We start from the raw sequence: 26,221 nt of genomic DNA, 5'->3' as shown, positions 1-26,221 counted from the left end.
GGGAACCGGGCGGCGATCATCGGCCGCCCGGTTTCGACGATTGTTCTTGAACGCCTCGGCACACGAAAGGACGGCGAGGCCCACAGGAGCGGATCACACGGTAGGAAGGTCGAACTCGCCTTTCCTGGCCCCATCGAGGAAGCAGTCCCACTCGAAGGCGGTGAAACGGATCACCGGCTCATCCGGCGTTCGGCTGTTCCGCACGGCGACGCCTCCGTCAGGCAGGTGTGCGACCTCGACACAACCATTGCCCGACGTGCTCGCCTTGGCCTTGAACCATTGAAGATCACGTGATTGCGCGGCACTCATGATGACATCTCCTCGGCGACGGCCCGGATGACCCGCAGAGAGTCCTCGGGATCGAGGGCTATGGCACGCAGACGATCGAACATCACCCTGAATCGGGATATTTGATCCGGCCGCTGCATGTACAAGTTTCCGCCTAAAGAGTCCACATATGCCACTGGCTTGTCCGCGGGGTTCCGAGGCTCGATCAGCGTGAACATCCCGTGCTGGGGACCGTAGGCCCCCGCACAGAGCGGAACGACGTGGACGGTCACGTTGGCCAGCCGCTCACAGACATCGGCCACATGCCTCAGTTGTGCGCGCATCGTCGCCGCTCCGCCTATCGGACGCCGTAAAGCCGCCTCATCCATGATCGTGACGAGCTCAAGCCCGGGCTCCGCGACCAGCAGCTTCTGTCGCTGCACGCGTAGCTCGACCAGCCGCTCGATCGTCTCCGGCGGATCGGCTGGCGCCCATGCCCGGATCAGCGCATGCGCGTACGCCTCCGTCTGCAGCAAACCGTCGATGAGCGTCAATGTGAACGTGAGCAGGCGTCCGGCTCCGGCCTCCATCCCGACATAGGTCGAAAGACCGGACGGAAGAATGGACTCATAATCCGTCCACCATGCCGCCGGAGCGACCGCCTTGGCCTCGCGCGCCATCCGCAGAAGCGCGTCACGCTGGGCACCGCCCGCCACCTCGTACAAATCGAGGAGCGCACGAATATCCTGAAGCCGGATGGCGCCCTTTCCGTTCTCCAGCCTGCTCAGCTTCGAGACCGAGATGTCTTGATCGCTCTCCGCGAGAGCCTTGCAGGCCGCGTCCAGGCTCAGCCCCAGGCGGTCACGCAACTCCCGCAACTCGGCCCCTAGCCTTATTCGCAAAATAGTGGAATTTTCCCGCATCGCGCCTCCTCTCGGCTTGGAACATCTTCCTGGCAAGCCGCTCGCCCCACATGCGCATGAGAGGGCTGGAGTTCCAGCCAAGCGTTGTGCCGCGCCATCCCGTTTTGGGATTGCAAGATGAGAAACCACTACGGACGGCGAGGCCACGGTGACCGAACGTCAGCGTTCCCCGCGTCCGCCGATCGTGCTGTTCAGGAGGGGTACGCGACATGGTGATCAACGTTGAGATTCGAAGTTTCCGTCTCGACATGCCCGCTCAGCCGAAAGCCGTGAGCCGCACACGCGCCCCCCTGCGGGAGATGATCCATACCTGGGCTCCTGGACACGTGATCGATGACCTGATCGTCTGCGCGAGCGAAGCCGTGACCAACGCGATCACTCACGCGCACCATGACGCGAAGCTGCCCGTGAACGTGACCCGGAACGAGACGCGCATACGTATCGAGGTGACGGACAATGACCGCAGGCCGCCCATCTTGACGGTCCCGCCAGAGTTGATCCTTACCGGCGCCCGCATTCCCGGGCGGTTACTCGAAGAACACGGGCGCGGCCTGTTCCTCATCGACGCGCTCAGCAGCCGCTGGGGAGTCAGGTCATGCCCCGAAGGCAAGATCGTGTGGTTCGAACGCGATCTCGATTCCCGCAGACCACAGGCATCAGGCGACAGGTGATCTTCACGTCGCCGTGCGGCGTTGACCGGTCGCCTGGCGCCGATCTCGGTAGGCTGGCCCCCGCGAACAGGTGCATAGCGGTAAGGCAACGGCGTGAACAACCTAAGTCCGGGTGAACCCTCCCAGCTAGGTCGCTACCGGTTGATCGGGCGGCTCGGTCGCGGCGGCATGGGCACGGTGTTCCTGGGCGAGGACGAGTCCGGACAGCGGGTCGCCGTCAAGGTGATCAACCCCGAGTACAGCCAGCACGAGCAGTTCCGGGTGCGGTTCCGGCGGGAGGCCGAGTCGGCGCGGCGGGTGCGGCGGTTCTGCACCGCGGCCGTCCTGGACGCCGACCTCGACGGCGACCAGCTCTACGTGGTCACCGAGTTCGTCGACGGGCCCGACCTGCACAGCGCCGTCCAGGCGTCCGGGCCGATGCGCGGGTCCAGCCTCGACGCGCTGGCCGTCGGCGTGGCCACCGCGCTGACCGCCATCCACAGCGCCGGCATCGTGCACCGCGACCTCAAGCCGTCCAACGTCCTGCTCTCGCCGGTCGGGCCGCGCGTGATCGACTTCGGCATCGCGCGGGCCCTGGACACGCTCGGCGGCGTCACCGGCACCGGCGAGCTGATGGGCACGCCGCGGTACATGGCGCCGGAGGTCCTGCGCGGCGAGCCGGCCTCGCCCGCCTGCGACGTGTTCTCCTGGGGATGCCTGGTCGCGTACGCGGCCAGCGGCAGGGCGCCGTTCGGCGGCGAGTCGCTGCCGTCCATCGTCTACCAGGTGCTCAACACCGAGCCCGCCCTGGACGGCATGGAGCCCTCGCTGCGCGCGCTGGTGACCGCCACCCTGGTCAAGGACCCGGCGCGCCGGCCCACGGCCCAGCAGATCCTCGACCAGATGGTCGGCCGCACCACGCCCGAGCACGCCGAGCACTCGGTGTTCCGCGCCTGGCAGGAAGGCCCCGCGACCTGGCACGGCGCCGCCCCCGGATACGGCGGCCCCGTCCCGCCCGGTCACACCGCCCCGGACACGCGGATCTCCCCCGGCGCGCACCCCCCAGGGACGGCCACCCGGTTCGCGGGCGGTCACGGCCCCGCCGGCCCGCCCGGCACGGCGGCCTGGCGCAAGGGCCTCATCGGGGTCGGCGTCGCCGCCGTCGTGGTCGCCGGGGCCCTCGGCGCCCGCACGCTGCTCGGCGACTCCGCGCCGCCCACCAACCTGAACACCCTGTTCCAGGACGACTTCGCCCAGAGCGGCACCGGCTGGGACGGCGGGGACTACAGCGGCGACTCCTCCAGCACCTACGGGTACGCGCCCAACGGCTTCTACGCGATCGACGTCGCCGACGACCACGCCGAGCGCATCGTCAAGGCGCCCATCCCCTTCGTCCCCCGGCAGCCGGCCACGCCCGACCCGTCCGCCTCGCCGACCCCCACCACGCCCGAGCTGCTGCTGCTCACCGTGACCGCGACCGTGCGCGAGACGTCCGGCGCCGGCGAGTACGGCCTGTTCTGCCGCGCCGACGAGGAGAGCTACCCCAGCCGGTACGAGTTCCTGATCACCGCCACGGGCGAGGCGCGGATCCGCCGCGTGACCAAGGGCGCGGGCGGCAACCTCACCCAGCCCGCGTCGGTGGGCGGCCTGAAGAAGAACGTCCCGGTGAAGCTGCAGGCCGAGTGCGCCAAGACCTCCGACGGCGTCCGGCTCTCCATGTGGGTGGACGGCGACCGGGTGGCCACGTTCCTGGACTCCTCCGGCACGCCGTCCAGCCTGCCGAACGGGGACGTCGGCCTGCTCGCCCGCGTCCCGGACAAGACCGAGAGCACCCTGAAGGCGTCCTTCGACGACTTCGGCGTGCAGGGCCCGGCGGCCGGGGCGGCCACGACGCGCTGAGGCGCCGCCTCAGCCGGCCTTCTGGGCGGCCAGCACCCGCTCGGCCTGCGCGACGATGTCGTGCAGGTGGGAACCGTGCGCGCCCTGCCAGTACACCTGGCCGCAGTCGCGGCAGCGCGCGAAGGTGTCGTAGGCGCGGCGGGTGCCCGGGAGCAGCTCGGGGGCGACGTCGTCCTTGCCCGCGGGGGCCAAGGGGCCGTTGCAGGCCGTGCAGCGGGTCCAGGGCGCCAGCGGGGGCGCGAAGCGGGTGAGCACGTCGCGGAACTGGTCCGCCGGCCGCGAACCCCGCACGTGCGCGCCGAGCCAGAGGCTTCTGCGCCGCAGGAGGCCCCGGTCCTGGGTGAGCAGCACGCGGCGCTCGGCGTTGGCGCGGACGATCAGCGTGTCGTCGTCGAGGTCGTTCTCGTAGGCGGTGTCCACGCCGACCAGCCGCAACCGCCGCGCGAGCGTGCCGAAGTGGACGTCCAGCAGGAAGCGCGGCGCCGGGATCGGCTGCGGGCGGGACACCGCGGCGACGCCGACGACCTCACCCGGCTCGGGACGGTAGGCGGGCGTCACCGCGCGCTCACCGGCGACCAGGGCGCCGACCTCGGGCAGCGGCACCCCCGCGGTCTCGACGACGTGGCCGAGCGAGGACACGCCGTCGTAGGGCAGGAGCACCTCCTCCTCGCGCCGGTGCCGAGGGGGCAGGAACAGCCGGAGATCCTCGTCGAACCGCACGCGCAGCCCGGGTCCTTCCATGATCCCCAGTATGCCAGCCGTGCGCCGTGCCGTCCGCGGGCGCTCACGCGAGGACGTCGGAGGTTCCCGCCGCGTCCGCGGGAACATCGGGGAACAATGGGCGGGTGACGCGGGGTTGGGGACGATCGACAGTCCGCGACGGCGCACGTCAGACCCTTCCCGGCGTCGCCAGGAAACTCGTGGAGAACTCGTGGAGAAGGAGCCTTACGCCATGCATGCCATAGTCGTCACGACTCCCGGTGGATCCGACGCCCTTGACTACGCCGAGGTGCCCGATCCGGTGCCGGGGGCGGGTGAGGTGCTCGTGGACGTGGCCGCGGCCGGGGTGAACTTCATCGACGTCTACCGTCGCGAGGGGCGCTACCCGATCAAGACGCCGTTCGTCCTCGGCTCCGAGGGGGCGGGCACGGTCACCGCCGTGGGGCCGGACGTGCGCGGCGTCGCGATCGGCGACCGGGTGGGCTGGTGCGACGGTCTCGGGGGGTACGCGGAGAAGGTGGTGGTGCCGGCGGAGCGGACGATTCCGCTGCCCGACGGCGTGGACTTCGAGCGGGCCGCCGCCGTCCTGCTGCAAGGGCTCACCGCCCACTACCTCACGCACTCGGTGCACGCCGTGAGCCCCGGCGACGACGTGCTCGTCCACGCCGCCGCGGGCGGCATGGGCCTGCTGCTCACCCAGATGGCGAAGCTGCGCGGCGGCCGGGTCATCGGCACCGTCTCCACCGACGAGAAGCAGAAGCTGGCCCGCGAGGCCGGGGCCGACGACGTGATCCGCTACGAGAACTTCGACAAGAAGGTGCGCGGGCTCACCGGAGGCCGCGGCGTGCGGGTCGTGTACGACGGCGTCGGGGCGGCCACCTTCGACGGGAGCCTGGCCTCGCTCGGCGTGCGCGGCATGATGGCGCTGTACGGCGCGGCGAGCGGCCCGGTGCCGCCGTTCGACCCGCAGCGGCTCAACGCGGCCGGGTCGCTGTTCCTGACCAGGCCCACGCTGGCGCACTACACCGTCACCCGCGAGGAACTGCTCGGCCGGGCCGCGGACGTCCTCGGCTGGGTGGAGTCCGGCCGGCTTCACGTGCACATCTCGCACCGGTACCCGCTCGCGCGGGTGCGTCAGGCCCACGAGGACCTGGAAGGCCGCCGTACCACCGGCAAGCTGCTGCTGATCCCCTGACCTCAGCCCGTCCCCGTCGCCAGGCCGAAGAACAGGACGCCCAGGTAGACGCCTCCGGCGATCGCGATCACGTGCAGCGCGATCGCCCAGGCGCGCAGCGCCTTCCCGTTGCTCATGGGGACTCCGTTCGCGATCTCATCGGGCTCAGGCGTCCCAAGGGGCGTCCCGGGGTGCGTCCCAAGGGGCGTCGCGGGGTGCATCCTCAGGGGCGTCGCGGGGGCCGTCCAGGTAGGCGAACTGTGGGGAGCGCGGACGTGGGGCGGGTGCGGTGCGGGGCGGCGGGTAGGTGGGACGGTCCTGGGGAGGGTCGTCCAGGTCCACGGCGTCGCGGGGCAGGTCGTCCTGGCCGGGCAGCACCACGGACGTGGTCCAGCGCACGGTCCCCCCGCTCGGCCCCCCGCTCCGGCCCGCGACCCGGGTCGTCAAGGGTGGGCGGGAGGGTGCGGGGCCCACGAAGACCGCGCGTGCGGCCCTGCGGTGGAGGAGCAGGGCGAGCGGCGCCCCTCCCATGATCAGGAAGACCACTCCGGGGATCATGATGCCCAGGCCGAGGGCGGGGTCGGCCATGGCGCTGTCCAGGAACGCCCAGCCGAGGCTGAGGAACAGGGCAGGCCAGGCCAGCACGGCCAGCCTCGGCCCGACGGGCAGCCGGAGGCCGAGGTACACCCCGAGGGCCAGGATGCCGCCCATGGTGGACACCGGTATCAGCCACGCCACCCCGTCCGGGCAGGGCACCGCCGTCGCGTACCGCCCGCCGGAGCCGCAGGAGCCGCCGACGGACATGACGGCGCGAGCGCCGAGGTAGAGCATCGTCAGGCAGCAGGCCAGCCCGCCGAGTCCGACGAGCGTGCCGATCGACCGGAGAACCAGCCCACGGGTCGTGATCACGCTCCGTATGGTAAGGCACACCCCCCTCCCCGGACAGGACCGGACAATACCGATCAATCACGGCTCGCCGCCGGGCCGCGCCGGCGGGGGCCAGCCGATCAGACGGGCGCCGAGGACGGCGGTCTCCAGGGTGAAGCGCTGCGTCGGATCGTCGGGAGAGAAACCGGTGAGACGGCGGACGCGTTCCAGGCGGTAGGTGACCGCCCGCGTGCTGATGCCGAGCCTGCGGGCGGCGGCGGTCTGGTTGCCCTGCGCGCCGAACACCGCCTCCAAGGTCTCCAGCAGCGGCTCGGGACCGCCGCGCGCCGCCAGCAGCGGACCGAGCACCGTGGCCACGAGGTCGTCCATCGCGGCCCTGTCGCGTAACAGGACCGGGAAGACGAGCAGGTCGGCGGCCTTCAGCACCTGCGGGCGCAGCTTGAGCCGCTCCCCCAGCGCGATCGCGTCGCTCGCCTCACGGAAGGAGGTCACCACACCGCCGGGGCCGCGGTGCGGGCGCCCGACGCCCACCCGCCAGCCCGGCCCGAGACCGCCCCGCACGTGGTGGGTGAACTCGCCGGTCGCGGCGGTGAGCGTGGCCGGGGCCACGCACACGAGCAGGCCGTCGCGGGCGGCGATCAGGATGTTGTGCGAGCCGAACCGGGCGATGAGCGCCTCCTCGATCCGCCGGACCAGAGGGTGGTCGGCGTCGATGGGCTCGGCGTCCTTGGCGGCGGCGACGACGTACCCCTCGGCCAGCCGCAGGCCGAAGTGCTCGGCACGCTCGGCCAGCCGGTCCGCCCGTCCCTGCAGCAGGTCGTCGATGAAGGCGCGCCGGGCCTCGTCCTCGCTGCGGATGGCCCTGAGCTGCGCCTCCTCGTACCCGTCGAAGTAGGCCCCGAGCGCGCGGCGCGCCGCGGCCAGCACCGGCGCCCCCGCGGGGCCCGCGTCCAGCTCGGCGGCCAGCAGGCACGCCTCGGCCAGCGCGCGCATGGGGACGCCCCGCTCGGCGGCCTCGGCCCCGAGGGCGCGCAGCGCGTCCACGGCGTCCCGGCCGGGCAGGCGCCCGGTCGCCGCGGCGGCGGAGAGGACCGGCAGGTACCCGCCGAGCAGGTCGGCAGGCACCCCCGTGGCCTCGCTCACGTGAGCGAGAACGTCCATCACACCCCTACGTCACGCCGGTCGAACGCGAGGACGGCGGTCAGGAGCAGCACGGCGGTCGCCGCGAGCAGGATGAGGTAGTCGCCCACCGGAAGGCCGTTGACCAGCGGATTTCCCTGGCTGTAGTAGTGGAACGGCGACAGGTGGCTGAGCCACTTCATCACCTCGACGTCCGCCGCGAGCGTCTGCGCCAGGTACCCCCCGACCGCGTACACCCCCGCGACCGCCATCGCCAGGGCCTTGCGCCCGGTGGCCGCCCCGACGGTCAGCGCGAGTGTACCGAAGAAGAGAACCAGCAGAAAAAGGCCGGTGTGCGCGGCGAGGAGACTTCCGAAGGGAACGTCGAGGTCCACGGCGACGCCGAGCACGGCGATCACGAGGAGCGAGGCGACCGCGATGGTCAGCAAGGCGGTGGCCAGGCCGGCGAACCGCTCCAGCACCAGCCGCTTGCGGTCGATCGGGAGGGTGAGGGTCAGCTCCAGCGTCTTGGACTCCTCCGGCGCGGCGATCGCCTTGTTGCCGAGGACCACCGCGCACATGACGAAGAGCAGCGGGACGAAGAGCTGGTAGATGACCGCCTGGAGGAAACCGACGCCGGTGGAGATGTTCTCCAGGCCGCCCAGCAGCTTGCGCACACTGTCCGGATATTTCGCCATCGCGATCTCGCTGTAGAGATCCGGGTTCGCCGCCATCTGCGGATAGAACGAGGTGTACATCCCGGTGAACGCGCAGATGCCGATCGTCCAGCCGATGATCGCACGCCGCGACTCGCGCAGCGTCTTAAGCGCCAACGTGGGCACGGTGCACGTCCTCGCTGTAGTAGGTGAGAAAGATCTCTTCCAGGTCCGGCTCGGCCGAGACCATGTGGACGACGGTGAACCTCGCCGCCGCCTTGACGAGCGCGTCGGGACGGCCGTCGATCGTGCACACCACGTTCGCGCCCTCCACCTTCAGGTCGCGCACCCCCGGCAGGTCGCGGAACGCCTCCTCCGGGACGGGCGCGTCGAAATGGAACTCCACCCGGCGCACCGCCTTCTCCCGCAGCGCGCCGACGTCCTCCACGGCCACCAGCCGGCCGCCCCTGACGATGCCGACCCGGTCGGAGACGTGCTCCACCTCCGCCAGCACGTGCGACGACATCAGCACCGTCCTGCCGTCCGCGCGGACCTCGCGGACCATGGCCAGGAACTCCTGCTGGACCAGCGGGTCCAGGCCGCTGGTGGGCTCGTCCAGGATCAGGAACTCCGGGTCGTGCATGAACGCCTGGATGAGCCCGACCTTCTGCTTGTTGCCCTTGGAGAGCTTCCCCATCGGCACCGACAGATCGGCTTCCAGCCGCTCCGCGAGCCCCTCGATCCGCCCCGCCGCCACCCCGCCCCGGACGTCCGCCAGGAACCGCAGATACTCGCGCGCCTTCTCACGACCTTCCAGCGCCAACTCGCCGGGAAGATACCCGATCCTGCCCCGGACCGCCGGGTCACGCGGATCGGCACCGAGCACGCGCAGGCTACCCCGGGTCGGCCGGATCACGTCCAGAAGCAACCTGATCGTGGTCGTCTTCCCCGCCCCGTTCGGCCCGAGATACCCGAACACCTCACCACGCCGAATCTCGAAGCTCAGATCCTCAAGCCCCCGGCGTTTCCCGTAGAACTTCGTCAGCCCTTCGGTCTCCACCACTGCTGTCATGCAAGGCATCGTGCCGCGCACCCGAGAGACGCGATAGCAGCATTCCCGGACAGTTGACCCCCCCTTCCTTTCCCGAATCCGGCAAGGCCCGCTGTCGTGGCGAAGGCACCGGATGGGGTGGCGCGGGAGGGGGTTCCTCAGCGCTGGGGCATCGCGCAGGCGCCCGTACTGCCGGGCAGACGGTGGCGGTTGCGGGCGATCATCCGATAGACCGCCTCGGCGGCCCAGCTCACCGGGGGCACCAGCATCAGCCGTCCGAGCAGCCGCCAGCCAAGACCCGGCTGCACGGCCAGCAGCACGGCCACCGCACGCGCTCCAGACGCCCGCATGCCGTCCGGCCCGAGAAGCTGCACCGAATCGGTGACCTGCTGAAGCGTGAGACCGTGCTCGGCGAGATCCAGCTCCTGAAAGCGCCGCACCTGCGGCATCCGGAGGTGGGCGTGGCCGAAGTCCACGCATCGCTGGCAGAACCCGCAGTCTCCGTCGTAGACGAGCACGCCCCGATTCTACGCACGCCCGGCTGAGCCGACCGGCGGGCACCGGCCCGCGTACCCCCACGGGGACGGCTGTCAGGCGCCGGGTGGCAGGACGGGAAGACCCTTGGGCGCGCCGTCGTGGATCAGGGACAGCAGCGCCTCGGTGTCGACGTGCTGCTCGATCATGTCGCCGAGGGCGTCGAGGTGCCGCTCACGCAGGGCCGCGAAGGAGACGCCGGGCGCGGGGACGAAGTCGCGGCCGGCGACCGCCGCCACGTCGGCCAGGAAGGCGCGGCGGAAGCCGTCGTTCTCCAGGGCGCCGTGCCAGGTGGTCCCCCAGACGGCGCCCGCGCGGCAGCCGTCCAGGAACGGCTCGGCCCCGGCGTCGACCGTCACGATGCCGTGGTGGATCTCGTACGCCGCCACGCGCTGGCCGTACGCCGTCCCGGACGGCCGTGCGAGCGTCTTCTCGCGGGCGAACTCGACGTCCGCCGGCAGCAGACCGAGCCCGTCCACCAGCCCCGCCCCGGACTCGACGTCGTCGCGGATCGTGCGGGCGAGCATCTGATAGCCGCCGCAGATACCAAGAATCGGGCCTTTCCTGTCCAGCAGCGCGCCCGCCAGGCCCGTGCTGCGCAGCCACGCCAGGTCTGACACGGTGGCTCGCGATCCCGGCAGGACGACCAGGTCGGCGTCCAGGATCTCGGCGGGCGACCCGGCGAAGCGGACCACCACCCCCGGCTCGGCGGCGAGGGCGTCCACGTCGGTGAAGTTGCTGATCCTCGGGTAGCGCACCACCGCGACCCGCAGGCTCTCCCGGGCACCCGCGCTCGCCGGAACCGCCCCGCGACGGGCGTCGAGGGCGAGTGAGTCCTCCAGGTCCATCCACATCCCGTCCAGCCACGGCAGCACGCCGTACACCGGCCGTCCGGTCAGCTCGGTGAGCATGTCCAGCCCCGGATCGAGCAGCTCGCGCGCCCCACGGAACTTGTTGATCAGAAACCCGCTGACCAGCGCCTGGTCCCCGGCGTCCATCAGCGCCAGCGTGCCGTACAGGGCCGCGAAGACGCCGCCGCGATCGATGTCCCCGACCACGACCACCGGCATCCCCGCCGCCCGCGCCAGGCCCATGTTCGCGATGTCCCCCCGGCGCAGGTTGATCTCGGCAGGGCTGCCCGCGCCCTCGCACACCACCACGTCATAGGACGCCCGCAGCCGCTCCAGCGACTCCAGCGCGACGGCCCTGAGGCGGTCCTTGTGCGCGCCGTACTCCATCGCGTCCACCTCGGCGACGGGCTTGCCCAGCACGACGACCTGGCTGCGCCGGTCGCTGCCCGGCTTCAGCAGAACCGGATTCATATCGGCGACAGGCTCCACCCCTGCCGCCCGCGCCTGCGCCGCCTGCGCCCGCCCGATCTCAGCACCATCAGCCGTCACATACGAATTAAGCGACATATTCTGCGCCTTGAACGGCGCCACGCGCACCCCACGGCGAGCAAGCCACCGGCAGATACCAGCCGTGACCACACTCTTCCCCGCATCCGACGTAGTCCCCGCCACAAGCAGCATCCCGGTCCGCACAGCCCAACCATGCCAGACCCCCGCCCGGACGAGACTCCCGGCACAAAACACTCACCCAGCGGCCGCCCCGCGCCCGCCTCCCCACACGGACGCGGTCCCCGGAAACCTCATCCCGCGCCTTCCCTCCTCACCCGGACGACCCCGCCCTGGTACACGTACTGCACCCCGCGCACACGCGCCACCCCTGGCACGGCACCCGGCCGACCTCCACGCGTCTCTCTCCCCCCGAACGGACGCACGGTCCCGAGAATCTCAGTCGGCGGACGCGCTCGTGCCTCTCCGTTTCCCCAGGTACCGGTGGATGGCCAGTACCGCGGTCGCGGCGAGGGCGGCGGAGGTCAGGTTCACGGCGCGCGCCAAGCGTACGGATCGTGAAATGTCGGGAACGGAAGGCGGGGGACCATCCCCCAGGTGCGGCCGGTGTTCGATCCGTCCGCCATAGTCGTTACGACCCCCGAGCCGTACGCCCAGCGCCCCGGCGAAGGCCGCCTCGCACCGGCCGGAATTCGGGGACGGATGCCGGTGACCGTCCCTGAACAGCATGGCCGCCGCCGTCCGCGGCGACCCTCCGGCCAGCGGGGCCAACACGCTCGCCACAGCCCCGGTGAGCCGCGCCGGCAGGTAGTTCGCCACGTCGTCCAGCCGCGCGGCGGCCCAGCCGAAGACCTCGTACCGCTCCGAGCGGTGCCCGACCATCGCGTCCATCGTGTTGACCGCCCGGTACGCCAGCAGCCCCGGCACCCCGGCCACCGCACCCCAGACCAGCGGCGCCACCACCGCGTCGGAGGTGTTCTCCGCGATCGACTCGACGGTCGCCCGCGCCAGTTCCCCCTCCGAGAGCCGGGACGGATCACGACCGCACAGATGGGACAGCCGTCCGCGCGCGGCCTCCAGGTCACCTCTTTCCAGCGCCGTGGCCATGAACGCGCCCTCCCGGGCCAGACTCGTCCCCCCGAGCACGGCCCAGGCCGCCACGGCCGTGACACCCGTACGCGCCAGCGGGCTGCGCCGGGTCAGCCGCTCGGCCGCCACGCCCAAGGCCGCCGCCGACCCCGCACAGATGACGACGTACGCCACGCCCCGCGCCCGCGACCGTCCATACAGGCGGCCCTCCAGCAGGGACGCGGCCCGTCCGAACACCGCCACCGGATGCGCGACGCTCCGGGGATCGGCGAAGATCGTGTCCAGGACCATGCCCGCGGCCAGCCCAAGGGCCCGCTCCCGCAGCCCCGCCCGCCGTACCCGCCTCGGTCCTGTACGCGCCCGCTTCACCGCGACCCCACCCTCTGTTCCTCCGCGACGTCCATGATCCTCGTGCCACGGCGTCGGGTATCCGCGCCCACCGCTCAACTCTCCGCACTCGGGGTGCCCATGAGTCAGTGGCACGGCACGTGACATCGCGTCGTCGCGTCTCGTTACGCCGTCCAGAATTGTGCAGGAACGCCGGTGAATCGGCTAATGGAGGTGGAACTCCAGCTCGTCCCAGTTGTCATCCAGCCAGTCGGCGGCCCTGCGGATGCGCTCCCCCGCGCCGCCCTCCCACATCCGGGCCCACCCCCCGCCGTCCTCGATCGCCCGCGCGCGCATGGCGACATACGAGCGGCCGAACCGGAGCCTGCTCAACTCCAGGAGCCGGCGCCGGTCGCGCCCCTCCAGCCCGTACGCGTCGCAGAAGACGCGGATGCGCCTGCCGACGTCCAGCAGGCGCTGCGCGGGATCGCGGTCGATGGGGTCGGCGATCGGGGCCCAGTGCCGCAGGGTGGTGACGACGTCGAACAGGCGCGTCGTCGGCCGCGCCATGTCGAAGTCGATCAGCGCCCACGGCGTGCTGCCGCGGAAGACGACGTTCTCCGGCGTGATGTCGCAGTGGCCGACCAACTCGGGTTCCGCGTCGTCCCCCGACCCGTCCACCCATTCCGCGCCAGAAGGCGGCACGAACGTGGACACCGCATCATGAAAACGACGCACCAGCCGCCCAAGCCGAACCAACACCTCGTCCGTCACCACGTACGGCGCCAACGGACGCGTGGCCACCTGGCCGGGGACGTACGAGAGGACTTCCCTGCCCCGGTCGTCGATACCGAGCACCCGGGGCGCGCCCTCGAACCGCACGGACTCCAGGTGTCGCAGCAGGGCGTGAACGGCGGGACTGGACGGCCCCATCGGCCGCCGCACGGTGTCGCCTACGCGCACGACCCCCTCCGTCACATCACCACCGGTCAGCGATATCTCAGGAAGGGCCGTACGGACGAACATGACGTCTAATTTTAGGCAGCCCACCCCACCAACGGCAGCCTTTCCCAAAAACCAAGCACTTCCCCGTAAACTCCACCGCGCCACCCCGCCTTCCGCCTGCCCCCACCCGGTCCCGTCGAAGTCCTGGTCGCCCCTCGCCTCCTGTCTCGTCCACACCCCCGTGCCGCCCACGTGCCGACCCTCCCCCGACCTCTCTGCCGCCCCTGGTCCCGCCCAGGTCCCCCTGCCCCCGAATCCGGTTCCGTCCCCGCCACCTGTCTTGTCCGCACCCGTGCCACCCACGTCCCCGCTCTGCCCTCACCCTCTGTGCCCCGTTGTCCCGTCTGCTTCCCCGTGCTCCCCGCGTCCAGGTCCGTCCTTGCCCCTGTCCCGTCGTCGCTCTTGCCTCCCGGCTACACCCCCTCCCGGACGCCCGCCCCGGCGCCGACTCGAACCCCGGCTGTGTTCTCGCCCAGGCCCAAGCCCCCCGCTTCGCGCAAGCTCGGGCTACACCCACCGATCCCGCGCCGATCCGGCGTGGTTCCGGCACCGCCGGTCCCGCGCCGATCGACGTGGTTCCGGCACCGATCCGAACTGTGGCCCCAGCACCGGAACCACCCCCTCCCCCTAACCCTCGGTCCCGACTCCCGGCGCGGCCTCCGTGTCATGTCGATCTGGCATGATTCGATCATGCGTATCGGGACTCTCGGGGCGGCCCGGATCACCCCCATGGCACTTGTCAGGCCCGCCCGCTCCATCCCCGGCGTCGACATCGTGGCCGTCGCCGCGCGCGACCGCTCCCGGGCGGAGCGCTTCGCGACGAAGCACCGCATCCCCGTGGTCCACCGGTCCTACGATGCGCTCATCTCAGACCCGTCCATCGACGCCATCTACAACCCGCTGCCCAACGCCCTGCACGCCGAGTGGACACTGCGCGCGATCGAGGCGGGCAAGCACGTCCTCTGCGAGAAGCCCTTCACCTCGAACGCCGCCGAGGCCACGTCCGTCGCGGAGGCCGCGCGCCGCTCCGGCCTGGTCGTCATGGAGGCGTTCCACTACCGCTACCACCCGCTGATGGAACGCGTGCTGGAGATCGTCCACACCGAGCTCGGCGAGGTACGGCACGTCGAGACCTGGATGTGCTTCCCGCTCCCCCGCTTCTCCGACATCCGGTACTCACTGCAACTGTCGGGCGGGGCGCTCATGGACGCGGGCAGCTACGCCGTCCACTGCCTGCGCACGCTCGGCCCCGGCGAGCCGTCCGTGGTCGCGGCCGCCGCCCTGCTGCGATCCCCGGGCGTCGACCGCGCCATGGCCGCCGACCTGCGCTTCCCTACGGGCGCCACCGGCCGCGTCCACGCCTCCATGTGGTCGGGCGGCCACCCCCTCAAGATCGCCGCCCGCGTCGAGGGCGAGCACGGCACCCTGCGCGTCACCAACTACGTCGCCCCACAGCTCTTCCACCGACTCACCATCACCGTGGACGGCGAACGCCGCCGCGAACGCGTCCCCGGCGAGCCCACCTATACGCACCAACTCCGCGCCTTCAGAACCGCCATCCACAACGGCACCCCACCCCTGACCCCACCAGAAGACGCCCTCGCCAACATGACCGTCATCGACGCCATCTACCGCAAAGCGGGCCTCCCGCTCCGCGGCGAACTCTGACCCGTTGATCAGCCTTCCTCCGGGAGGTCCCACCATTGGGGGCGGGGAGAGGGAGTAGGCGCGGGGCCGGCCTCCGGACCGGGAACGACGGTGAGCTCGATCGTGTCGGAGCTGTACGCGCGGGAGCTCTCGACGATCAAGTCGTCCTTTATCCGGTCCACGGAAACGGGCTCGGGGAAGAAGCCGCCGTCGGCGTAACTCCACCAGAGCTGGTAGACGGCCTTCAACCCGCGCCGATCCAACTCGGCGCGGACGTCCGCGACCGTCTTGCCGCGAACCCGGAAGCCGTCCGGCTTGTACCCGTCCAAGGCATCCGCGTACCTGCCGCTCAGGGGCGGAGGCAGGAACTCAAGAGAATCACAGTGAATTCCAGGGCCACCTGACGTCGACTCGTCCTTCCGGGGCGCTTTGGCGTGGCGTGGGAGCACCCGCAAACTCGGACGCGCGGGTGCCGCGTGGGTGGGACACGGCCCAATGGCCATGTCCCACCCACGCGGCGCACTGGCACCGCCGCAGCGCTGAGGCTGAGGCCATAACCGGCTACACGTGCCTGGGACAGGCCCCCAGGCCATGTCCCAGGCGCAAAGCGTGCGCGTGGGACTCCGCGCACGCGTTCCCGGCATGGACTTCTATCCCGCCCTGTACATGTCCCGTCAGGGCTTCAGGCCGGCCCGATCCACGACCTGAGTCTCAAGTTGGGCCGTCCAGTCGAGCGGAGTGCCTGCTTTGACGAAGACCTTGCCGATGTCGGCGTACTCGAAGGTCTGATCCTTGACGGCGACCCCGTAGGTGCCCAGGAAGCGGTAGTCCGTGGCGTCCAGGATGAGGTCGGACCTGGCCCAGGATCCCGAATAGCTGAACGCCACCCCCTTTCTGCCATCGGCGTCGGCCACGTCCGGCGTCATCGAGACGCCCGGGATGGTGGGCAGCGCCCGGAAAAGCGCGGCCCGGACCTCGGGGCCGAGTGACTGCTCACTCATCAGCTGTGAGATCGCCTGAAACAGCTCCTGCTCTTTCGTCGTGGGCGGTCCGTAATTGACTTCGACGATGGTGCCAGCGCGGCTCGCCCGCAACGCGGTTTCGACGCGCTTGATCATCTCCTCTGGAGTGACCGGCTGCTCGGACAGCTCCGCCGCGCTGACGCCAGGAGAGGTCCCCTGCACGAGCAGCTTGCCGTCCGGCTGATACCAGGCGACCTGCTTCCCGTCCGAGCTGGTCCACTGCTCCCACGTGGTGCGCTTACGCAGGTCCCTGCCGAACCCGTGGCTCCCCTCGGCCGCGGGCGCCTGAAGCTGCTTGATGTAAAGCCATTTGCCGGTGCCCGCCACCGGTGCGGGCGTACTCTTCGCCGCCTCGGCCGCCCGCTCCCCAAGCTCACGCACGTTCGCCGCCGGCACCATGGCAGGCTCGCCCCGCACCAGAACGATCCCGGCACCGACCAGCACCGCCACCCCCATAGCGACCGCCACCCGCACCCCCAACCGCGGCCACCACCGAACCGCGGAAGAACCACCACCCCGGCCAAGCCCAGCCTTCCGCCCCACCCGGCCTCCACGACCGTCCCGCTCCAGGCCTTCGACGCCTCCCCGCTCCGCGCTTTCGCGACCTTCGCGCTCAGCACGCATGGCCGCCACCAGCCGCGCCCGAGCCGCCCCCTCGGCCTCCACCGTCATCTCCGGCACGCCTCGCCGAAACTCCCTGAGAGTGACCCCCATCAGATCTCCTCTTCCAGCACGCTCCTGGCCTTCTTCCTCGCCCGGTGCAGCCGCGACCGCACGGTTCCCAAGGGGATGTCCAACGCCCGCGCCACCTCCTCGTACGACATGTCCTCCCACGCGACCAGCAACAGCACGTCCCGATCGCCGCGCGACAGCGACGCCAACGCCCCCGCCAGCTCACGCTTCCTGTCCTGCGCCGCCACCCGCCGCTCCACGACGTCCGCCATGGCCTCAGGCAACGGATCGACCCCCGTCCGGTGCAGCGCCCGCAGCAACCGCTCCTCCTGCCGCCGATGCCGGGCGATCAGCGTGGTAGCGATCCCGTACAGCCACGGCCTGGCCTGCGGAAACGACGTGTCGAACGCTCCACGCCGCCGGAACGCGGCCAGAAACGTCTCGGCCACGATGTCATCGGCGACCTGCGCACCAAGCCGACGCGCCACATACCGATGAATCTGCCGCCCATACCGGTCGAACAACACCGCGAACTGCTCAGGGTCATCACCAGACCGCCTGATCAGCTCGGCATCATCGATCTCGGCCGCATCAACCCTCAACGGCCACCCCTTCATGAGTCCGCGCCTGAAAGGCGAAGCGACTACTGCTTCACCTCACCAGCAGCGCCCGCGCTTTACCCGGTTGTCTCCCGATACGCCCACCCGAGTTCTCGACAACCTGCACTCCCCGCCACCCGTACCGACGACGAAGTACACCCGTCCCGTCTGCCGGTGCGATCCAACCCACGTCATGCGCCGTACCGATCAGCGACAGCCACCCCACACCCACGTGGTTGCGTCCACGTAGACGGTCTGACCTCGTGCGCTCTCACCCACCCAGTCGCTGTTTGTGTCGCGTAGCGTGCTTCATCGTCTTGGTGCACGTCCTCTTGTCGGCGCCGCCACAGCATGATGCGCGACGGTGAATCCCGGTGCCCTACACGCCGGGCTGCCCGACTCCACATCCCGCTTATCGCGTGCGGCCAGCGCGACAGCCCCTGAAAGACCGAAGATCACCACTAGAGAGACCTCCGCCCGAAGATCACACCCACCGACCGAAAACACCGACCTCAGAACCCCCGGCCACTCACCTACCCCCTGCCCTGCCAGGCCATAGACTCCCGCAAGACATGACCAGGCCACCCGCCTGCGCAAGGTACACGGACACTCCTGGGATCATGCACAATTAACCGAGAGCGCCCTTAGCTCAGCTGGACAGAGCACCGGACTTCTAATCCGACGGTCGCAGGTTCGAATCCTGCAGGGCGCGCCCTCAGGACCAGGTCGCACCCCTGCTGACCTGGTCTTTTCTCTTGATCAGCCCATGACGCCACCCGCAGCCGGATGCCACCCAAAGCAGCTCCCAGCCACCCCTCACGGGATATACACGGGATGGATGCAGCGACGTTTTCCCAGGTCAGAGGCATAAAAAGAGAGGGCCACGGGATGACCGCAACCCTCCGATGGTAGATCGTCCTCACGCCGACAGCGCCTCGGCTATTCGCTGGTTCGCGATCTCCCGCTGCCCGTCGACGCACTTCGCGTAGACACGGAGCAGCACGTCCACGCTGTGCCCGGCCCGTTCGGCCACGTCCGGTGCTGGGACGCCGGCGTTGAGCCAGAGCGAGACGGCCGCATGGCGCAGGTCGTACGGCCTGCCGGCCAGGGGCGACGCGACCTGATCAGGTATCAGCGCATACGTCCGTGCCTCCTTCCAGACCTTGGCGTACGCCGTCGTGGAGAAGACGCCGCCAGTCGCGGTCCGGAAGAGCCGGCCGTCAGCCGCGGTGCCGTGCAGCTCAACGTGCTCGCGAAGAATGCGCACCAGCTCCGGCGGGATCGGCACATCCCGGATGGCCTTGCGCCGACGCTGCTTGAGCCCGCGGACATCATGGGTGCTCCCCGAGTCGGAGAACCGTCGCCCGCTCTCTGGCCGCGTCTCCTCCAAGGTCAGTAGGCCCCACCCAGTTGCCGGAAGATGACAGTCCTTCTCCCGGAGCCCCGCCGCCTCCGCAGGTCGAAGGCCGGCGAAGTACATGCAGGCGAACATCCCGGCGAGCATCGCCCCGCGCGACCGTCCGATATATGTGACGGCCACGAGGAGTTCCCGAGCCTGCGCCGGGTTGACCACGACCCGCCGGTCCACCTCTCCCGAGACCTTGGCGGGCTTCCAGTTCACCCGGTCCAGCGGATTTGCCGAAAGATCCCCGAGTTCGACGGCGTACTCCAACGCATGATGGAACACCGCCCGCTTACGCCGGAAGGTGGAGTCAGCGGCCCGCGTCCCGTCGAGGGTGACCGACAGGGCCTCTAGCACGGCCCGCACGGTCTTGGCCTCTTTCAGCTCGACCATGGGCAGCGAAGCACTGGTGAGCCAGCGCAGCGCTACGGCGTGCTCCGGGTCGAGACTCCCCCGCCGGCCATCGGGCAGGAAGACATGCCCCCGCAGTACCGACCGCAAGACCCGAAGCTCGGGCTTACCCGGCCGGTCTCGCAGCAAGGCGAGCGTGACGCCGGTCATCGTGTCGGTGATGCCCTCGCGTGACTTGGCCGCAGAGTGCGGCCACTTGGCCAGTACATACGCCTGGGCGAACTCCAGCCAGGTCCGCGCGGTCTTGGCCTTGACCAGCGACTCGGGCAGCCCGCGCTCGACGTCGAAAGCCTCTCCCCGCCGAGCCGCCTGCCGCAGGTCGGACAGGAAGTTCTCGGCCAGGGCCTTGGTGCGAAGAGTCTTGGACTTCTCCCTGCCGCCGACCTTCCAGCGCACCTCGTACGACGCCGTCTTGCTCGACTTGTTCCGGCGGATGTCCCAGAACTTGACGTCATAGCTGGTCGTCATGCGGCTTCCCGCAGCGTCTCCAGCCAGGCCTCGAAGTCGCTCCGGTAGACCCGGATCTCGCCGTTGGGCAGCTTGAAGCCTTTGGGTGCCTTTCCAATCTCCCGCCAGCGGTAGAAGGTGCGGACGAAGACCCCACCCAGCTCGGTGAGGATGTCGGGAACGGTCATCAGCTCGTCACGCTTGCCCATGCAGCTTTCCCTTCAGTTGCCGAAAGATCCTGTCCGTCTCCTTGCGCCTGCAGCTGGTTCATGTGGTTGCGCCACCGCTGCCGCTCATGAACCGACCGCAGCAGCCGTAGGGCCAGGGGTGGCACGTTGGCATCGCCATGCGGGACGGGACGCCAGACATAGCGGTGCGGGTCGACCGGCTCATCCGCGACGCCGAGGGCCTCCAAAACCCAGGTGCGCCGATCCTGCTTGTGTTCGGCCAGCGTCTTGTTGGACCACTTCCGCGACACCAGGACCCGCCGGCCCGCGTAGCCCAGATGCTCGGGCTTGTGGGCCTTCCCCCGGCACCGGCCCGGGACCATGCCTGCCTTCGCGCTCTTGGGCTGCACCCCATACCGCAGCCAGTTCGGGCACGTCGGCGAGCACGGCTCGAACCGCAGTGCGTCCGCCAGCCGTTCAGCGTGGAGGCGCTGAGCCTGGTTCTCCGAGTCGAGAGTGTCGCCGATGCTCTTCGTGAGGTACTTGGACAGGTAGCGGATGCACTGGTCGGCGTCCTTGGTCCCGGCGAGCACACCTTGCACGTCAACTTGGGTGCCGAAGCGGACCACATGCAGCGGGTCCGCCTCCTCATCGGCGTCAAGCCGGTCAAGGGCTTCGTCCCAGGTCGGCAGGAGCTCACCGGTCGCCGGGTCGAGGTATCCGACGCCATCGGACCAGACGGGCAGGTGATCGCCCTGGTACTTCACCTCGTCGATCGCCGGCCACCAGACCTGGTGATAGGTCGCCGCGGCGATCTGCTTGATCTCCGCCCGAGGCAGCGTCCCGCGGACGGCCATATGTAGGTGCGGGGCCAGCCGCTTCTGCGGTTCGACGGCGGCGAAGTACTGCACATCGAAACCAGCCACCCGGCGAAGGTTCTGCACGAACCGGTCCACCAGCTTGGAGAAGTGCAGCGCATCCCGAGCAGCTCGGACGTAGTCATAGGTGCTCGGGTCAACCGGGACACCTTCCTTGATCCGCCCGTACGACGGCAGGGTGAGGGTCAGAAACATCGATGGCCGGAAGATCTTGCCGTCCGGCGCGTGGAACACCCGGCCGAGGGTCGAGGCGCTCATCTTGCGCCGAGGCAGGTCCGGGGCATCCTGGCGCCGCTTGGTCGACCGGCACCGCTTGCCCACCATCCGACCGAGGACGTTGCCGCGCATCCCGGCGTTGTTGATCTCGTCGTCCAACTCGGCGATCGCCGCATCCAACTCGTCGGTGGACCGCCCCGCGGCTTCGGCCTGATCTCGCCACACCTGGGCGTCGGCCCGTACCTCAACAAGGCAGCGTTGATAGTCGTCCGCCTCATCTGGGGTGATGATCGGCTCGGCCTCCAGGTGCCAGCCCTCCCGGCACTGAGCCATCCGAAGCTGCCTGTTGCGCTTCGCGCAGGAGGGGCACTTCGACTCCAACGTCGCCCCGCAGGGAACATCGATGATCTCGGACTTGCCGGTCGCGATGTCCAGCCGTTGGAGCGCAACGGGACGGATGCACACGCCGTACTGCTTGGCGATCTGCTCGACGACATCCCGGGCCAGCGGCATCGCCATCCGCACCGCCCGAGGCAGCGACCGGTCATTGGCGTTGGTCATTGGTCATCACCGCCGTCCTCGGCCGGAAGCGTCACGGCGGTCTGGCCGCACTCCTGGCACTCGACCAGCCCGCATGCCGGGTCCAGCCACAGGACGTTGAGACAGCGGCACACCTCACAACGCAGACCGTCGAGGAAGTGAGTCAGCGTCATACAGCCTCACCCACCGGGGCGAACTCGGCAGCCATGGCCCGGATGTCGGCGTCGGAGACGTACGCAGCACGGACGCGTACCGGGTCGGGGCTGGTCTCCAAACGCACGTACCCGATACCGGCCCCGGCTTCCGGGCGGGGTGAGATGAGGTCGGCCAGTGCTCCTCTGTCGCGTGCTCCGTCGCCGAGGACCATGTCGACCTGTTCGGATTCGTCCAGCCGGAGTGCGATCTTGTCGGGGAAGAGGTTGCGGATGTTCATGACCTCTTTGCGCGGGTCCTGGAGCGCGGCCAGCACGCCGACGCCCACCGCGCGACCTTGGGTCGTCAAGGTGGCAAGAGCGGCGGTGATGCGTTGGCGAAGGTGCTTGTCCGGCTGGTAGGCGGTCAGAAAGGCGACCTCGTCGACGACCACCAGGACGAACGGGTCCTCGAAGGTGGGCGTGTGGTTGCGCTGAACGCCGGCGAACCGGCCCGCCCTCTCCTGCATGACCTTGACCGCCGCGTCCAGCAGATCGGCACACGCATCCGGGTCGGCAGCGTAGCGGTCACCGAAGATGGCCCGGCCGTAAGACAGCTCCATGAGCTTGGGGTCCAGCGCCCACACCTGCACCAGCCCGGCGCGCATGGCAGGCAGGAGGCCACGGATGGCCGACCAGATCACCGAGCCCTTGCCTGCTCCGGTGGCTCCGGCGACCAGGACGTGGGTGCCATGGAGCTTGAGCAGCCACGGGTGGCCATTCTCCTGCATGCCGACCTGTACCGGCCCAGCCGCCGCAGTCTCAGGCACGGGGACGGCCGAGAGCGGGACGGCCAGCGGGTCACTCCGCGGGAAGGTGAGCAGAAGCCGGCCGGAGCGCTGGACGCTGATCCGGCAGGAGGTGGCGCCAAAGCCGTGGGCGAGATGCTCGGTACGGTCGGTCCAGTCGGTGACGGCCTGCCCCGACAGCATCTTCACCGTGACCAGATCCGCCCACGGCGTGCAGGTGACGGCGAGCAGCCGGGGAAGGCAGTCGCGCCCCCGCAGATACCGTCCGAGCCCGGAAACGATCATCACCGGCTGCCAGTGACGCCGGTAAACCGAGACCAGCCGCCACCAGCCCAGCAGTGGCCAGCCGACCAGTCGAAGGAACGAGGGCCGGTCGACCAGCCTCCACGAGACGCCGGCCGCTACGGCCAGGCCCGCGAGCGCGAGGACGTGCAGGTAGCCGTATCGGGTCCAGATGACGCCGAGACCGACGGTGATGGCGAGCGCGATCGGGTGACGCCAGACCAGGCCGACCACCCCGGTGAGCATGCGCCAGACGGCGATGGCGATGGTCAGGATGGCCGGGGTCTGAACGACGGCCGGGCGGAAGACGACGGCGGTGTCCGGCGTGGTGGAGACCAGGCGTGCCGTCTCATCGCCAGGAAGCTTTTTGAACATTAGGCTTGAGCCCTCTCTTGATGTTGTGTCCAGGGAGATCAGGGGCCGCCGGAAGTACCAGTTCCAGCGGCCCCACCACGCGGCCGGGGGCAGGTGGCGCTTGGCGTACAGGCGCTCGCACTCCGACAGGTAACGCGCCGCCGCGTGCGCGAGCTCACGGGCCAGAGCGATGTCGGCCCGGGTGACAGGACCGCCGCCGGTGCTGGAGATGCTCACCTGGCCATCGGCGCTGGAGATGTCCAGGCAGGCCCGCTCCTGGTCAATGCAGAACACCGAGACGGCCAGGTCGGGGGTATAGAAGGAGACGTCCAGGCAGGTGATCCCGTCGTCGATCGCGGCCCGCAGGTGGGTGTAGGGCTGGTGCTGGTTGTCCCTCACGCAGCCACCCCGCGTCCGTTGGGCAGACCGTGGTAACAGCGCTCCACCGAGGTGGCGAACTGGTGGGCCTGGTGGGCGAGCTGGCGGGCGAACTCCAGGTCGGAGGCGGTCACCTCGTCGCCGGTGGAAGTGGTGACCAGGACCGACAGGGCGCCGAAGTCCAGGGCCAGGACCGGAGTGCGGGCGGGGTACGGGTGGTTGATCGCTTGAGCTCCGCTGCCGGTGTTGAGGGTGATGGTGCTGATGCGGGCAGTCCTGCGGCGAGCCATCAGGCGGCTTCCTTTCCAGAGACGTTGGTGTGCTTGACCGCAGCCGAAGCCGCGGGAGTCGAGTTGGCGTTGCGTGGAGCGCGCATCTCGCGCGCCTTGACCGAGTAGGTGAGCCGGCCGTTGCCGTTGACGTACGGCGTGACGGCGAGCTGGCCGAACTCCACCGGAATGAACGGCAACCCCGGCATCGCAGCCGGGGGCACCGGCTGAACCGGCGAGGTGATCTTGACCTTGACCGTCTTCTCCCGAGCATCGGGGTCGCAGTCGATCACGGTGACCTGCCAGACGAACTCACCCGTGGTCTTGTCGCGGGCGTAGACCGGCTTGGTGGCGGTGGAGGCCTCGAAGTCCTTGACCTGGTCGACCTCACCGACCATGAAGCAGCCGTTGGGGAACACATCCTCGAATCGGATCGGGATGGCGCCTCGGATACCCATCGCTTCATCTCCCGTCGATCCCCCTAGACAGCTACAGCGAGACCGCTGAGACAAACTGTCTAGGGGGCTATACAAAAGAAGATAGGCAGCGCGAAGCGCGGTTGTCTAGGGGGATGGACGCAAAGAGTGGCGTGTCGCTTACCAACCGTCGCCGAGAGCTGTGACATAAGCGGCCGTAGCGTCATCAAACGCCTTGCCGCGAGGCCAGCGACGTCCCTCCAGGTCAGAACGCTCGGCCTGCCGCACCCGGTCGATCAACTCACCAGGACCGGAGGAGTCGAGCAGATCCAGCAGCTGCCGCCAGGTGGCCAACTCGAACCGATCGACCAACCGGGAAGCGCCATCGCTCAGCACAGCAGCCGCGCGAACCTCGCCAACAGGTATGGCACCGCTCTGTGCCTGATCTGCGGCCGAAGGGTCCACCGAGGCGACCCAGAAACCATCCTCGCGATTACGGTGCCGGCGCATCGTCTCGACGTACTGGGCATGCGCTCGCTGATGTTCCGGGCTGCCGCCGGGCAGTGAGTCCATGAGGGTTCGATAACGCGCACCAACCTGCGCTTCCCGATCGTCGCAGATGACCACCGGCTCGGGTGATCCGGCAACGTCCAAGACGAGGACCGAGTCGGCCAGCACCAGCCACTCCAGCATCTCGCCGGTCCGGCGAAGCATCACCACGGTGGCCGAGGGCGAACCGGCATGGGTTAGATCGCAGCTGGACGCGTGCAGACCGGCGACGGTCTTGATCCCATCGGCCAGGATTTCGCCCAGTGTGCCGGCGCTTTGGGTCATCGACGTGACGAGGGTGGAGCCAAGCGTGTGGGAGTACCAGGCCACGCCGTGATGACAGCCGCACTCCACACCCGGCGGCGTTCCAGCGCCATCCAACAACACGACCGCATCCTGTGTGGCAGCGATGAAGTCCTCGTTCAAGCGGCCGAGATAGGCGGGCTCGGTGGCGAAGGTCAGACGCACGTCGCGTAGCCCCTAGTCCTCGTCGTGACGGTACAGCGGACTGATCAGCTCAGCCTTCACGGGCTCCCCGCTGTCGGGGTCGTACTCCACCCCCACCACCGTGGAGAACCGCTGGTCCCCCACCTGCCCCCACAGCGTCGCGGTCTCGCTCGCTAGCAGGTGGATCACCCCGAGCGACCCGTTGGGATGGATTCCCGCGATGATCAGAAGACTGCCGTTACCGTCCGGCCGAGGCAGTCGTCCCAGATACGCCGAGTCCGTCGGGCGAGGCGGGTCGGTCTGCGTGCCAGAGCGGTAGACGGTCCCGGTACGGGTGTCGCGCAGCAGCCATCCCTTGTCATCGCGGTCCCACCGGACCACCGGGTCCTTGTCGTAGCACTCGCGTACCGCCGCGGACATGCGCGGCCCGCAGATGACCAGCAGCCCGGGACGGTTCAAGTTGATGTCACCGTCCACCGAGACGTTGTCGGAGCCCACGCTAAGCCCGTAGCCGCGCGCAAGATTCTCCAGCCGACTCCCTGCCCGCATGTCGTCCAACGCCACCACCGATCGCCCGGTCGCGGGATCAAGCCGAAGCGGAGTCACTACCGTCACTGCGCCCATGCCGAAGAACGCCCCTTCCGGCGCCGGCCCGGTGTGTCGGATCTGGTGAATCCGGCCCCGGGTGAGGCCGGCGGCCTCGGCGATCTGGGCGTAGGACATGCCTTGGGCGTGCAGATCCTGGATCACCCGGCGGCGCAGCCGAGCCAGCTCGGTCACCTCTTGTTGGGCGGCATTCAGCCGCTCGGTGGCCGCGCGCAGCAGGACGTACGGGTCCTCGATCGCGGCGATACGCTCAAGCTCGCTGGATGGCACGGCCGGTTCCTCTCGGTGATGCTCCACCGAGTCTAGGCCCCTAGACGCT

The 26,221-nt window shown here is 69.6% G+C and carries 27 protein-coding genes and 1 tRNA gene; 5 read left to right on the top strand and 23 right to left on the bottom strand.

Annotation, left to right across the window (positions count from 1 at the left end; all coding sequences use genetic code 11):
- Positions 1–93: 93 nt before the first annotated feature.
- Positions 94–309 carry a DUF397 domain-containing protein gene (locus BJ982_RS17440; RefSeq protein WP_184881373.1) on the bottom strand — a complete coding sequence of 72 codons (216 nt, stop codon included), beginning with the start codon at positions 307–309 and terminating at the stop codon, positions 94–96.
- Positions 306–1,190, bottom strand: a complete 885-nt coding sequence (locus BJ982_RS17435; RefSeq protein ID WP_184881371.1) for a helix-turn-helix domain-containing protein — start codon at positions 1,188–1,190, stop codon at positions 306–308. The genes BJ982_RS17440 and BJ982_RS17435 overlap by 4 nt, the downstream gene beginning before the upstream one ends.
- A gap of 209 nt (positions 1,191–1,399) precedes the next feature.
- Here BJ982_RS17435 and BJ982_RS17430 point away from each other — a divergent pair, with 209 nt between their 5' ends.
- Positions 1,400–1,861 carry an ATP-binding protein gene (locus BJ982_RS17430; protein ID WP_184881369.1) on the top strand — a complete coding sequence of 154 codons (462 nt, stop codon included), beginning with the start codon at positions 1,400–1,402 and terminating at the stop codon, positions 1,859–1,861.
- A gap of 93 nt (positions 1,862–1,954) precedes the next feature.
- Positions 1,955–3,739, top strand: a complete 1,785-nt coding sequence (locus BJ982_RS17425; RefSeq protein WP_239122891.1) for a serine/threonine-protein kinase — start codon at positions 1,955–1,957, stop codon at positions 3,737–3,739.
- Positions 3,740–3,748: 9 nt separating this feature from the next.
- Here BJ982_RS17425 and BJ982_RS17420 read toward each other — a convergent pair whose 3' ends face one another.
- The gene (locus BJ982_RS17420; RefSeq protein WP_184881367.1) at positions 3,749–4,480 is read right to left on the bottom strand and encodes a Mut7-C RNAse domain-containing protein; all 732 of its coding nucleotides are present in this window, start codon (positions 4,478–4,480) and stop codon (positions 3,749–3,751) included.
- Positions 4,481–4,691: 211 nt separating this feature from the next.
- On the opposite strand from BJ982_RS17420, the gene BJ982_RS17415 reads away from it, so the two are divergent.
- Positions 4,692–5,654 (top strand): quinone oxidoreductase family protein, encoded by a 963-nt coding sequence (locus BJ982_RS17415; protein WP_184881365.1) that lies wholly within the window; start codon positions 4,692–4,694, stop codon positions 5,652–5,654.
- A gap of 144 nt (positions 5,655–5,798) precedes the next feature.
- On the opposite strand, the gene BJ982_RS17410 is transcribed toward BJ982_RS17415, so the two are convergent.
- The 8 genes from BJ982_RS17410 to BJ982_RS17375 all read right to left on the bottom strand — a co-directional run bounded on the left by BJ982_RS17410 (position 5,799) and on the right by BJ982_RS17375 (position 13,618).
- Positions 5,799–6,542 carry a hypothetical protein gene (locus BJ982_RS17410; protein WP_184881363.1) on the bottom strand — a complete coding sequence of 248 codons (744 nt, stop codon included), beginning with the start codon at positions 6,540–6,542 and terminating at the stop codon, positions 5,799–5,801.
- Positions 6,543–6,599: 57 nt separating this feature from the next.
- A complete protein-coding gene (locus BJ982_RS17405; RefSeq protein ID WP_203958998.1) occupies positions 6,600–7,664 on the bottom strand; it encodes a PucR family transcriptional regulator in 1,065 nt (354 codons plus the stop codon).
- Between the two features lie 17 nt (positions 7,665–7,681).
- Positions 7,682–8,482 (bottom strand): ABC transporter permease, encoded by an 801-nt coding sequence (locus tag BJ982_RS17400; RefSeq protein WP_184881359.1) that lies wholly within the window; start codon positions 8,480–8,482, stop codon positions 7,682–7,684.
- The gene (locus BJ982_RS17395) at positions 8,463–9,368 is read right to left on the bottom strand and encodes an ABC transporter ATP-binding protein (RefSeq protein ID WP_184881357.1); all 906 of its coding nucleotides are present in this window, start codon (positions 9,366–9,368) and stop codon (positions 8,463–8,465) included. The genes BJ982_RS17400 and BJ982_RS17395 overlap by 20 nt, the downstream gene beginning before the upstream one ends.
- A gap of 137 nt (positions 9,369–9,505) precedes the next feature.
- On the bottom strand, positions 9,506–9,865 hold the full coding sequence (locus tag BJ982_RS17390) for a thiol-disulfide oxidoreductase DCC family protein (protein ID WP_184881355.1): 360 nt from the start codon (positions 9,863–9,865) through the stop codon (positions 9,506–9,508).
- 72 nt (positions 9,866–9,937) lie between these two features.
- On the bottom strand, positions 9,938–11,413 hold the full coding sequence (locus BJ982_RS17385; RefSeq protein ID WP_184888972.1) for a cobyric acid synthase: 1,476 nt from the start codon (positions 11,411–11,413) through the stop codon (positions 9,938–9,940).
- Positions 11,414–11,677: 264 nt separating this feature from the next.
- Entirely contained in the window at positions 11,678–12,697 is a 1,020-nt protein-coding gene (locus BJ982_RS17380) for a cobalamin biosynthesis protein (protein ID WP_275411674.1), read from the bottom strand.
- A gap of 183 nt (positions 12,698–12,880) precedes the next feature.
- Positions 12,881–13,618, bottom strand: a complete 738-nt coding sequence (locus BJ982_RS17375) for a phosphotransferase (protein WP_239122892.1) — start codon at positions 13,616–13,618, stop codon at positions 12,881–12,883.
- 732 nt (positions 13,619–14,350) lie between these two features.
- Between BJ982_RS17375 and BJ982_RS17370 the strand changes: the two genes are divergently transcribed.
- Entirely contained in the window at positions 14,351–15,328 is a 978-nt protein-coding gene (locus tag BJ982_RS17370) for a Gfo/Idh/MocA family protein (protein ID WP_203958999.1), read from the top strand.
- Between the two features lie 8 nt (positions 15,329–15,336).
- On the opposite strand, the gene BJ982_RS17365 is transcribed toward BJ982_RS17370, so the two are convergent.
- From BJ982_RS17365 to BJ982_RS17355, 3 genes are all read right to left on the bottom strand, one after another.
- A complete protein-coding gene (locus tag BJ982_RS17365; protein ID WP_184881347.1) occupies positions 15,337–15,636 on the bottom strand; it encodes a hypothetical protein in 300 nt (99 codons plus the stop codon).
- Positions 15,637–15,981: 345 nt separating this feature from the next.
- Entirely contained in the window at positions 15,982–17,043 is a 1,062-nt protein-coding gene (locus BJ982_RS17360) for a CU044_5270 family protein (RefSeq protein WP_184881345.1), read from the bottom strand.
- Positions 17,043–17,603: an RNA polymerase sigma factor gene (locus BJ982_RS17355; protein ID WP_239122893.1), complete on the bottom strand. Its 561-nt coding sequence runs from the start codon at positions 17,601–17,603 to the stop codon at positions 17,043–17,045. Before BJ982_RS17355 ends, BJ982_RS17360 begins: the two co-directional genes overlap by 1 nt.
- A gap of 635 nt (positions 17,604–18,238) precedes the next feature.
- Between BJ982_RS17355 and BJ982_RS17350 the strand changes: the two genes are divergently transcribed.
- Positions 18,239–18,312 (top strand) — tRNA-Arg (locus BJ982_RS17350).
- A gap of 207 nt (positions 18,313–18,519) precedes the next feature.
- On the opposite strand, the gene BJ982_RS17345 is transcribed toward BJ982_RS17350, so the two are convergent.
- From BJ982_RS17345 to BJ982_RS17305, 9 genes are all read right to left on the bottom strand, one after another.
- Positions 18,520–19,881 (bottom strand): tyrosine-type recombinase/integrase, encoded by a 1,362-nt coding sequence (locus BJ982_RS17345; protein WP_184881341.1) that lies wholly within the window; start codon positions 19,879–19,881, stop codon positions 18,520–18,522.
- A complete protein-coding gene (locus tag BJ982_RS17340; protein WP_184881339.1) occupies positions 19,878–20,069 on the bottom strand; it encodes a helix-turn-helix transcriptional regulator in 192 nt (63 codons plus the stop codon). The genes BJ982_RS17345 and BJ982_RS17340 overlap by 4 nt, the downstream gene beginning before the upstream one ends.
- Positions 20,048–21,682, bottom strand: a complete 1,635-nt coding sequence (locus BJ982_RS17335; protein WP_184881337.1) for a replication initiator — start codon at positions 21,680–21,682, stop codon at positions 20,048–20,050. Before BJ982_RS17335 ends, BJ982_RS17340 begins: the two co-directional genes overlap by 22 nt.
- Positions 21,679–21,834: a hypothetical protein gene (locus BJ982_RS17330; RefSeq protein WP_184881335.1), complete on the bottom strand. Its 156-nt coding sequence runs from the start codon at positions 21,832–21,834 to the stop codon at positions 21,679–21,681. Before BJ982_RS17330 ends, BJ982_RS17335 begins: the two co-directional genes overlap by 4 nt.
- Positions 21,831–23,258 carry an FtsK/SpoIIIE domain-containing protein gene (locus tag BJ982_RS40450; RefSeq protein WP_184888971.1) on the bottom strand — a complete coding sequence of 476 codons (1,428 nt, stop codon included), beginning with the start codon at positions 23,256–23,258 and terminating at the stop codon, positions 21,831–21,833. Before BJ982_RS40450 ends, BJ982_RS17330 begins: the two co-directional genes overlap by 4 nt.
- A gap of 374 nt (positions 23,259–23,632) precedes the next feature.
- Positions 23,633–23,905, bottom strand: a complete 273-nt coding sequence (locus BJ982_RS17320) for a hypothetical protein (protein ID WP_184881333.1) — start codon at positions 23,903–23,905, stop codon at positions 23,633–23,635.
- Positions 23,905–24,342, bottom strand: coding sequence for a plasmid replication, integration and excision activator (locus BJ982_RS17315; protein WP_184881331.1), 438 nt, complete (start codon positions 24,340–24,342; stop codon positions 23,905–23,907). Before BJ982_RS17315 ends, BJ982_RS17320 begins: the two co-directional genes overlap by 1 nt.
- 138 nt (positions 24,343–24,480) lie before the next feature.
- Positions 24,481–25,317 carry a protein phosphatase 2C domain-containing protein gene (locus tag BJ982_RS17310; protein WP_184881330.1) on the bottom strand — a complete coding sequence of 279 codons (837 nt, stop codon included), beginning with the start codon at positions 25,315–25,317 and terminating at the stop codon, positions 24,481–24,483.
- Between the two features lie 12 nt (positions 25,318–25,329).
- Positions 25,330–26,172: a sigma-70 RNA polymerase sigma factor region 4 domain-containing protein gene (locus BJ982_RS17305; protein WP_184881328.1), complete on the bottom strand. Its 843-nt coding sequence runs from the start codon at positions 26,170–26,172 to the stop codon at positions 25,330–25,332.
- Positions 26,173–26,221 lie beyond the last annotated feature (49 nt).

Origin of the sequence: Sphaerisporangium siamense, assembly GCF_014205275.1 — a bacterium.
GTDB classification, from domain to species: Bacteria; Actinomycetota; Actinomycetes; order Streptosporangiales; family Streptosporangiaceae; genus Sphaerisporangium; species Sphaerisporangium siamense.
This window is presented reverse-complemented; position numbering and strand designations above follow the sequence as displayed.